The following is an 11,534-nucleotide window of genomic DNA, read 5'->3' as shown; positions in this document are numbered from 1 at the left end:
ATAATATATCACGCCAAATAAATCCTAATATTTATAAATAAATAGTATTTTTATTAAAGTCTGTGTTGTTTCGGTAGTGTCCCGGTGGTAAGTTAAAATATTTCTGAAACAGTCTTGAGAAGATGAACACATTGCTGAACCCCACTTTAGTTGCAACAGCTTTTATAGGCATACATGTGGTCAAAAACAAGTCTTTGGCAACTTCAAGGCGAATATTTCTTAAATCTTCCATTGGTGTCCTTCCGGTAATTACTCTATATTTTTTTATAAAATGATATTTACTCATATGAACATAATTCGCAAGATTATCAAGAGTCATGGATTTGTCTAAATTTAAGTTCCCCAGCATAAAACTTTTTACTTTACTTACAAGTTGATTTTCTACTTCAGATTCGATGATTTTTATTAATTCAATTCTTATAACTTCAAAAATATTCTCTTGTTGTAAACGTTTGTAAGGATAACTTATTTGTCCTTGTTCGCACGCCCATTTAGATAAAACACATATTTTGCCGTTTATATCATGAGTTAAAACAGGAAAATTAACTTTTCTTTTCTCTTTCCAAGTGAAACCGACAGTTTCAACCGGTTTTTTATGATCGGATTGTTCTTTGTGAGCTATTCCTGCCTGATAAAAAAGTATATCTCCGGCATTTGCATGAATGTTTTTTCCTAATATTTCAACATGCATCAAACCTTTCGTAACAATTACAAGTTCGTGAAAAGTATGATAGTGTTTTCTGATTTTCCAGTTAGGATCTGGGTTAAGATATGTTACTTCAATTAATTTAATATCTTTTTTTTCTTTCTGATAGCGTTCTATTTTCATAATTTGGAGAGAAATATAATAATTTTAATTGATAATAGCAGGATTATTATACAAAGAATTATAAAATTGTCAATTCTTGATATTACACAATAATTGTATATAATCTGTATATCGCTTTTAAATTTCCGATAATACATTATTTTTGCAACAAAGTAGAATACAGGTGATATACAATAACGGATAAAAGAATAGAAGTCACCGGTAATAATATTTTTGTAATAAGACGGTAAATATAATAGTAATGCAAAAAATGATTATGTTATATATGACAATATTAAGTAAAAAAAAGACCTTGACAGAAAATCAATAGTGTGTTATATATATAGTAAAGCACAAGAAGTTATTATGTATTAGCAAGATATGAGCATTAACTATCAGAGGGTTTTTAAATAAGATTTAGTTTTACTCATAAAATGTAATTATAACTAATTAGCATTCTTTAGCAATTATAGATAAGATAACGGCAATTATAGATATTGACATTTATGTAACTATGCGTTATACTACTGTTTGAAGATACAAATCAAAAAGTAATGTTTAGATACTAAAGACCTTAAGAAATAGCAAATAAGATAAGTAATCAAAAGGGGGTAAAGGTATAAGAAAGTAAGACTCCGAAAAGGCTACTCCCGTGAAAGCGGGATGAGTTCGCAAAACCAAGGGCTAAGATAGATAACGCCAACAGGTTGCCGATAAACGACAAACCACAAGCAAGTAAATCACAAGCGTGTAAACCGCTTTGTGATAAACCGCTTGTGGCTATTAAGCCAGCAAGGTTACCGAAAACAAAAGAAGTGGATTAGTAAATTAGTGAATTAGCGAATTAGGTTAAAAACTTAATTAACTAATTGATTGATTTTCTAATATACTTCTTTTTTGTTTTATTGAGTCCCCTACTGGAGACCAATAAAACAATCCCGAACGCAGCCGAGAAATTATCAATTATATGTTACACTTTAAAGTATAAAATTAGAGGTATTTATGAAAAATTTAAAGAGACAGTCAAAAGTCCCTGCTTCACCAATGTTTAGTGGCGGACAATGTCCAATGTCAGAAATTAGAAGTCAGAAACCAGAAGTCAGAAATCAGATGTTATCTTGTTTCTTGCTTCTTGCCTCTTGCTTCTTGCTTCTTGTTTCAAGCAGCACATACGCTGCCTTTAGCAAAGATGATACAGGGACAAGTGCAGTCCAGTTTTTAAAAATAGGAGCCGGCGCCCGTAGTAGTGGGATGGGCGATATCGGAGTAGGAGTATGTGAAGGAGCAAGTAGTATATATTGGAATACAGCAGGATTAGCTGGAATAGAAAAAACATCAATAAGTGTAATGCATGCGGTCTGGTTTGAAGATATAGGTTATAGTTGGGTAGGTTATGGACAGCCGATAGCAGGTGTAGGAGTAATAGGGTTAGGTGTGCAATATATAAATTATGGTAATATAAAAGAAAGCGATATAAATGGAATATTAGGTGGTAATTATAGTCCAACAGATATGTCTGTTACGTTAAGTTATGGGAATATAGTAAGTGACGATGTGTCATTAGGAGTAGGAGTAAAGTATATAAGCAGCAAGATAAAGGAGAGTGCGACAGCGATAGCCGGTGATGTAGGAATGTTATATAAGCCAATAGATAGCGGAATGAGTATAGGGTTAGCAGTTCAGAATGTAGGCAGTAAGATGAAGTATGTAGAAGAGAGTGATAATTTACCTATGACAATACGTGTAGGTGGAGGATATAATATTCAACCGGAATGGTTAGTCGGGTTAGATATAACAGCAGTAAATGACAGTGGGATAGGAATAGGAGCAGGGACTGAGTATAAGTATGACGCGGGTGAAGGAACGACACTAATAGGCAGGGCAGGATACAACACCAAAACAAAAGACATAAGTGGATTAAAAGGGATAAGTGTAGGAGCTGGTTTAGATTATAAGGGATATGGGTTAGATTATGCATTTGTTCCGTTTGGCGATTTAGGCGATACACATAGAGTAGCATTGAATGTGAAATTCTAATAGAGACAATTAAAAGATTAAATATTAAAAGATTTAAAGATTTTAATTTTTCTAATCTTTCCAATTTTTTAATGTTTCTCAAATCTTTTAATTGATTTACAGGAGATAATTAGTATGTTCAGACAGAAATTGGTAAAAAAATATTGTATGTTTATAATATGCATTTTTGTAGCATGTATGTTTACAACAAGTGTATTATCCGGTGTGCCCGGTAAGATAACATATTTTCTGACGGCATACCCGACATCCAAGACAATAACACTTGTATGGAGGTCTGTCGGCGATAACGGCAACACAGGAACAGCGATAACATATGATATCAGGTACTCTCTTTCACCAATATCGGATGCTAACTGGGATTCTGCAACTCAGGTTACAGGTGAGTCGAATCCAAAGCCTGCAGGTTGTGCTGAATCGTTTATTGTCTTTGGACTTTCACCTTCAACACAATATTATTTTGCAATCAAAGCAAGCGATAAATTGTCTAACTGGTCACCAATATCTAAATCACCGAGTGCAACAACTCTTGCTCTCACAGATACTATACCACCTGATAAAATAAATAATTTGATAGTAAGCGGAACAACAGCAAAATCAGTTACACTTACATGGACCGCACCCGGTGATAACAACAGTTCAAGGATAGTCGCATCAAGATATATCTCATATGATATTAGATATTCACTTTCACCGATAACAGATGCAAACTGGGATTCTGCGACTAAAGTCGCAGTTACACCAACACCGCAAGAAATGTCCAGGACAGAAACATTCACTATTGCCGGACTTTCACCTTCAACTAAATATTACTTTGCAATAAAAACAGCAGATGATGTGCCCAATTGGTCATCTTCATCAAATTCACCGAGCGCGACAACATCAGCTCTTACAGACTCCACACCACCGGCCCAAATAAATAATTTAGCTGCAATCAATCCCACACCTACTTCAGTTACGCTTACATGGACTGCTCCCGGCGATGATGGTAATGACTACAGAGTTTCAAAGTATGATATAAGATATTATACTTTTCCTATATTAACAGAAACAGATTGGAACTTAGCTACACCGATTGACATTTACTGGCTACCGATAGAATGGGCTGGTACAAACCAGTCAATTATGGCACTTGGACTTTCTCCAAACACCCAATATTACTTTGCAATAAAGGCTGCGGATGAAGTGCCGAATTGGTCACCAATATCAAATTCACCAGGTGGAACAACTTCTCCGCTTGTTACTTTGCCGAACAACAATTTTCTTTTTCATGAAGGTGCTATATATCCAAATCCTACTCTCGCACCTATAAAAATACCATATATTATTTACTGGTGTGCCGGTCCTGGCGAGCAACCTCACGAAACTATGAATTTTTCCGGTTTAATGTGGGCTACCAAGTCATGGCACGATGGGATGATAGCAAAAGGGAAACTTCCGATACCATATAGTTATGCTTGCAGGGTGCCGACATATACAATTACTAACGAATGGTATCTTGACACTGAAGAAAAAATGTATAACAATTACTTAGAGGCTGCTCAAGAAGGATATTACGGGTTATCCATTGACGAATGGGCTTCTAATGATTCGGATACTCGAGTCCAAAAATCCATAAATGCACTTAGGCGGGTGAAACAACAATATCCCAATTTTTTTGTGACTGCTGCTTATTTTGGAGATGGTTTTGATGAAATGATGACGAATGGAGCCGATGTAATAGATTTTTATGTACCTGAGTTATATTTCTACCATGGAATCAAAGATTATAGAACATTTACTAAGAGGAATACTAACTGGGCAAAATACCGTAGGCTTGATGGAAAAACATTTCCTATCCTTGGTGGCGGAAACATCTATGACGGATATGCACCGGATGATGACTTGTGGATAAAATACTTGAGAGCAGACTCACCTCAGATTGCCGGTCTTGGAATAGGAATATTTAAACTTTATAATTTAACCACTGAAGAAAGAGCAGTGTATGATAAAGTTATGGATGACGACTTTTTTAAGCTATCACCGTCCGTTTCTATAAATTCTCCTGTAAATGGTGCTGTAGTAAGTGCTAGCGTAAATATATCAGTAACAGCTACACCTAATTCTGAGACAACCAATCCAGTTGTCTCATATCGTTATTTTATAGATAACAAACTAGTTAAGATATCTGCAAGTCCGACATACACATGGAATACAGCCGGCTATACACAAGGTAATCATATAATAACAGTTCATGCCGTATCGGATGATTACCTTGCCGGAGCAAGCCAGGTAACCGTAACATTTAATGACACAACCCCGCCAACAGATATAAACACATTAGCGAGTGCAACTGCAACCAGCAATAGTCTCCAATTAAGTTGGACAGCAGTAGGCGACGATGGTAACATAGGTACAGCGAGTAATTATGATATTCGCTACGCATTGACACCTATAACAAACAGTAATTGGGCTACAGCTACACAATGCAGTAATGAACCAATTCCTCAAGCAGTAGGGACAAATCAAACCTACACAGTGAAAGGGTTAAATTCAAGTACAATATATTACTTTGCGATTAAGGCGGGTGACGATGTAAATAACTGGTCAGGGATATCTAATATAGTAAACAAAGAAACAGATCCGACAGATACGATACCGCCTTCAACAGTAAACGATTTAACTACCAGTAATCCCGGAGGAAGAACAATAGTATTAAATTGGTCAACAGTAGGCGATGATGGGGGCACAGGTACGGCGAGTGATTATGATATCCGTTATGCGACATATAGTATAACAAGTATCAACTGGGATTGGGTAAGTGTAGCACAGTGTAGTGGTGAACCGACGCCATTAATAGCCGGTAGTAACCAGAGTTATACGGTAAACGGCTTAAATGCAGATACTGTTTATTATTTTGCAATGAAGGTAGTAGATGAAGTAGCTACGAATTGGACAGGAATATCCAACTGTGCAAGTGGGAAAACTACAGAAGGGACGGCAAATCTTGCAATAGGTACGACTGCTTATGCATCTTCAGTAGAAGCAGGAAATGGCAATGATAATCCTAATTATGTAATAGACGGGAAACTTGGGACCCGATGGGCATCACAATCGCCGTACCGTGACTCGGAATGGATATATGTAGATTTAGGTATAACGTGTACCATAACAGAAGTAATATTAAGATGGGAAGCAGCATATGGAAAAGATTACCAGATACAAGTATCAGACAATCGTATGGACTGGACAACAGTAGCCACAAAGATAGGCGGAACAGGCGGAACAGACGATATAGCGTTAAATGGTAGTGGCAGATATGTCCGTATGAACGGGCTTGCGAGAGGACCTTATGGATATTCATTATATGAATTTGAAGTATATGGTATCCCGGCACTATCCGAGACCACTCCTCCAATAATAATAATTACAACACCAGGAAACAACACAACAGTAACGAACTCATTATTATCTTTAAGAGGAACAGCATCAGATAATTTAGGATTAAGCAAAGTAGAAATAAAGGTAGGTGAAAGCGGGACATATTCAGCAGTTAATGGATTAGAAACATGGAGCGGAACCGTGCGATTGAAGAAAGGTCCCAATACGGTATATGTCAGAGCGACTGATATATCTACACATAGTAATCAGAAAGAAACAACAATAACAGTAACATATGCTCCTACTACCACAGTATCCAATATCATTGGCAATGTGCAAGTATACAAGAGCAGCAGCAGTATAAGCGGGATAACAATGAATTTAAGTGGTGGCATTATTAACAGTTATATTACTGGAGAAGATGGATATTACGAGTTTATGGATTTAGGAATCGGCGATTACAGTGTAGAGCCTAAAAAAGAAGATTGGCGGTTCTGGCCTAAGAAGATGGAATACACAAGTTTAAGTATTGATATGGAAGGACAGAATTATATATGCAAGCCGTTAAGTGTAACAAGGATAGTGAGTCCGCAGATACAGATATCAAGCGGGATGGCGGTAACACCAATAAGTGAGAATAGCAGTGTGGATAGTGAGATAAGTGTTTTGGTGCCAATAGGTGCGTTTTCTACTACAGCGAATTTAACGTTAAAAGCAATAGATGTGCCTGTAAGTGACAGGCGGGCAATAAAGGTATTAGGCTATGGAATAGAAATAGTAAATGACAAGAACCTGCAGCCAAAGGAAATGCTTATAACGATAAGTTATGACGACATTTCAATAGCTGGTTATGACGAGAGTAAGTTAGTAGTAGGCTGGTATGATGAAAATAACAAGAGGTGGGAAGCGTTACAATCAACAGTATATTCAAGTTATAATAAGGTAATAGCCAAAAGTAATCATTTAAGCAAATTTGCGTTACTGGAATTAGTTCCGGTAACTGATTTAAGTAATGTAAAAGTGTATCCAAGTCCATTTAATCCGATGAAGCACGCTCAAGGAATGACTATAGATAATTTAACAGCCGGAGCAGTGGTAAAAATATACACATTAGTTGGAGAATTAGCAAGGGAGTTGGTAGAAACCGGAGAAAGAGGCAGTATAGTATGGGATGGTAAGAATGAAGGTGGTAAGACAGTGGCGAGTGGTGTATATGTATTATATATAAAAGGTACAGGCGAAACAAAGAAAATAAAGATTGGTGTGGAAAAGTAGCGCACTATCTTATGGTGCCAGTTAATTAGTTGATTAGAGAATTAGCTAATTGGGAAAAATATTGAGACTAATATTAAGTTTGAGAAGTAAAATAAAAGCGTCCGAAGTCCGTAGTCCTTGGTCAAAAATCCAGTTTTGTAGTTGCTTACCATAGACAGGTATAAATAAATAAATAATATTATGAATAAAACCAGCAAGTGGTTTTTATTAGTCGTCATAGTCACCATATATTATGTTGTGGCTACAAAACTTCATTCAAAAAATGGATTATTGTTAGGACTTTGTTGTACTTCTCTGCTTGTATTGATGCTTATCTCAAACGTCTTTTCAACGGTGACTATTTATCCGCTTCCTTCCCAGGTGCAAACCACTTATTTTACTGCAACTATTAATGGACAGCCGGCACAAATATTCAAGGCTTGGGATAAATACTACTCTTTGTCTTTTGACTTTGAAGGAACCGTTGAAATCAAGATCACCGCTTCTACACCTGATTACTGGTCGCAGGGAGTTGAAGTGCAGCCATGGATACAATGTATCAGGCCAACTGTCAGCGGAAATACAATAACATTTTCCTTGTCAAACCCCGCCAAGCTTGCAATAGTTAAACCGGGAAAATATTCTAATCCTTCTTCAGGCGGTGTTGTTTCCGACGATATGCTTTTTGTCTTTGCAAGTAAGCCCGAAGTAAATCAGCCCAAGCAGGGCGATTCCGGGGTGCGTTATTACGGTCCCGGATACTATGAGGAGAATATTGATTTGACAAGCGGAACGACCTTGTATCTTCATGGAGGAGCTGTGGTCAAAGGAAGTATAAATATTTTTAATGCACAGAATGTGAAAATCCTTGGGCGAGGAACAATTATTCATAATGACGTGAATACCGAAGGTATCGACGCACCGCAACCCAACGTTCGGGCTATTACCATGTACAACGCTCAGTCTGTTACCGTTGAAGGTATTCATATAGTCACCCAAAGCAGGACATATCATGTAATAATAGGGGATAATTCAAGTAACATTACATTTGACAATGTCACAGAAGTCGGGGCATGCCAAGTTAACGCCAACGTAGACGGGATACATATCAAGAGGAATGCAAACAATATCGTTATCAATGACTGTTTTATCAGAGCCGCAGACGATATCATCGCGATAGAACAAAACGATATAGTAGGTTCTCCTGGCGCTATTTCTAATAGTATTAAAGATGTCACTATCACAAATTGTGTCCTGTCAACAAGTATTTCTAATATAGTCAGGGTCGGCTGGAGTACTGAAGTCACCAATTCCAGTAACTTTGTCATGAGAAACTGCGATGTTATTCACATGGGATTAGGTTCATGCACTGTACCTTTTTCACTTCTCTGTAACTGGCAGTCCGGCGGAAGCGGGACCAATACGGGATATCTTTTTGAGAATATCCGGCTCGAGAGCTGGTATAATTTGCTGATAATTGACAGTCCGTATACGAATTGGAGCAATATCCGTTATAAGAACATCTGGGCAATTGAAAAAATGACAATGGTACCATCTACAGTAAGAGCCGCATCTATCGATACACTTGTTTTTGAGAATGTCGAGATTGCCAATAAAATCGCTGCATCTAATCAGGATATCCCACTCACGACGCAAGGCACGGTGAATAATATCCAGTTTGTGGTAAGTGATAGTATACCGCGTGCCTCATTTACTTTTTCGCCTTCCGCAATCGTTCCTCTTCAGCAGGTAACGTTTGATGCATCCGGTTCTCATGATCCCGATGGAACCATTTCTTCTTATGAATGGTTTTTCGGAGATGGGACAAGCGGAAGCGGAAAAGTCGTGACTCATTCCTATTCCGATACAACAGGAACGCTCTGGGACAATACGGGAAAATACCGGGTGTTGTTGAAGGTTACCGATAATAGCGGAAAAATCGTCTGGACATCCAGGACTGTCATGGTTGTAAATTCTTTTAGAAATCCTGAAAATCCTACTGGATTAACTCAGGGTCTGGACTATAAATATTATGAAGGAATATGGGATAATATACCTAATTTTGATGCAATGACGTCTGTTCGAACCGGAATAATTTCCCAATTTACAGTTTCTATTCCGAACAGAAGGGCTGACAATTATGGCTTGGTTTTCACCGGTTATATCGATATTCCGGTTGATGGCGGATACTCATTTTCTATAGTCTCGAAAGAGGCGAGTCAGCTCTACATCGGCTCTACGTTAGTTGTTTCACGAACTACTAAGATACCTGCGGTATGTGGCGGCAACTATAACGTCTTTTTAGAAGCATCTGGCAATGTGGGTCTCAAAGCTGGTAAACATTTTATTAGAGTAATTTTAACAGAACGTTCCGGACCTGACGGACTCAATGTCAGGTGGGAAGGACCCGGTCTGTCGTGGCAGGATATTCCGTCTAGCGCACTATTTTGCAGTGGAGGTTCAGAAACACCGGGTATAACCGTAACATCACCAAATGGTAATGAAACATGGCCGACAAATAGCAACCAGACAGTAAAATGGACAAATGCAGGAACAGTAGGAAATATTAATATAGATATATCAACAAATAGCGGGACTACATGGACATCATTAGTCCTTAATACTGCTAATGATGGCAGTCAGCTTGTAACTATTCCAAACACTCCAAGCACAACCTGTCGAATAAGAGTTCAGGAAATTGACGGTAACCCTACAGATATATCTGATAGTATTTTTACGATAGCCGAACCTGATAATATATTACCAGTAATAAAGATCACTTCACCTGAAGATAACTCAACAGTAACGACATCATTATTAACTGTAAGTGGTACAGCATTCGACAACGTAGGATTGAAAAATTTAGAAGTAGGAACGGGAGAAATAAAGTACGAAGCGGTAGCCGGAACATTATCTCCATGGAGTAAAAGTATAATATTGACGAGTGGGTTAAACATAGTATATGCGAGAGTGACGGACACATCAGATAATATAATGGTGACGACAATAACAATAACATATGTACCAGCTGCGACATTATATAGTATTAAAGGTAATCTGCAAGTATACAAGAGCAAAAGTGGGATAAGCGAAGTGGCAATGAAGTTAAATAGAGTGTCCGCCATTGAACCGATGGCAGATAATATAAATGGTAGTTATACCACTGGAGAAGATGGCTATTATGAGTTTGCAGATTTAGGAATTGGTAATTACAGTGTAGAACCTGTAAATAGCAATTGGCGGTTCTGGCCGAATAAGATGGAATATATAGGTTTGCACAGTGACAAGGAAGAACAAAATTTTATTGGCAAACCGTTAAGTGTGACAAGAATAGTTAGTCCGCAGATACAGATAAGCAGTGGAATGGCAGTAACACCAATAAGTGAGAATAGCAGTGTGGATAGTGAGATAAGTGTTCTTGTACCCAAAGAAGCATTTTCTACGACAGTGAATTTAACACTAACAGCGATAAATGCGCCGATAAGTGATATAACATCAACAAAAGTAGTAGGCTATGGAGTAGATATCTTAAATGACAAGAATCTCCAACCATTAAAAGAAATAACTATCACAATAAATTATGATGAAAGTGAGATAGTTGGCTATGATGAGAACAAATTTGTAGTAGGTTACTATGATGAGAATAACCAGCAGTGGGAAGCATTGCCTACGACAGTTTATCCTAGTGATAACAAGGTCGTGGGAAGAAGTAGTCATTTAAGTATGTTTGCGTTATTGGAATCAGTATTGTCAGCAAAAGATTTAAGTAATGTGAATATATATCCTAGTCCGTATAATCCTGCGAAACATGTTCAAGGAATGACGATAGAAGGATTAACAGCAGGAGCACCGGTAAAAATATATACACTAGGCGGCGAGTTAGCAAGGGAGTTAGTAGAAAGTGGTAATAGTGGTAATGTTGTATGGGATGGCAAGAATAATGGTGGCAAGTTAGTAGCAAGTGGAGTATATATAATATATATAGAAGGTACCACAGGAATAAAGAAAGTAAAAATTGCGATAGAGAAGTAGCGCACCATCTTATGGTGCCAGTTAATTAGTTGATTAGAGACTTAGT

4 protein-coding genes are annotated in these 11,534 nt (G+C 37.6%); 3 read left to right on the top strand and 1 reads right to left on the bottom strand.

What is annotated here, in order from left to right; all coding sequences use genetic code 11:
* Positions 1-31: 31 nt before the first annotated feature.
* On the bottom strand, positions 32-829 hold the full coding sequence (locus PHE88_06945; protein MDD5687552.1) for an AraC family transcriptional regulator: 798 nt from the start codon (positions 827-829) through the stop codon (positions 32-34).
* A 981-nt stretch (positions 830-1,810) separates the two neighbouring features.
* Here PHE88_06945 and PHE88_06940 point away from each other — a divergent pair.
* The 3 genes from PHE88_06940 to PHE88_06930 all read left to right on the top strand — a co-directional run bounded on the left by PHE88_06940 (position 1,811) and on the right by PHE88_06930 (position 11,488).
* Positions 1,811-2,845 carry a PorV/PorQ family protein gene (locus PHE88_06940; GenBank protein MDD5687551.1) on the top strand — a complete coding sequence of 345 codons (1,035 nt, stop codon included), beginning with the start codon at positions 1,811-1,813 and terminating at the stop codon, positions 2,843-2,845.
* A gap of 114 nt (positions 2,846-2,959) precedes the next feature.
* Positions 2,960-7,477, top strand: a complete 4,518-nt coding sequence (locus PHE88_06935) for a fibronectin type III domain-containing protein (GenBank protein MDD5687550.1) — start codon at positions 2,960-2,962, stop codon at positions 7,475-7,477.
* A gap of 180 nt (positions 7,478-7,657) precedes the next feature.
* On the top strand, positions 7,658-11,488 hold the full coding sequence (locus tag PHE88_06930) for a PKD domain-containing protein (protein MDD5687549.1): 3,831 nt from the start codon (positions 7,658-7,660) through the stop codon (positions 11,486-11,488).
* The last annotated feature ends 46 nt before the right edge of the window (positions 11,489-11,534 follow it).

The sequence above is a fragment of the Elusimicrobiota bacterium genome (genome assembly GCA_028718185.1).
Lineage (GTDB): Bacteria > Elusimicrobiota > UBA8919 > UBA8919 > UBA8919 > JAQUMH01.
This window is presented reverse-complemented; position numbering and strand designations above follow the sequence as displayed.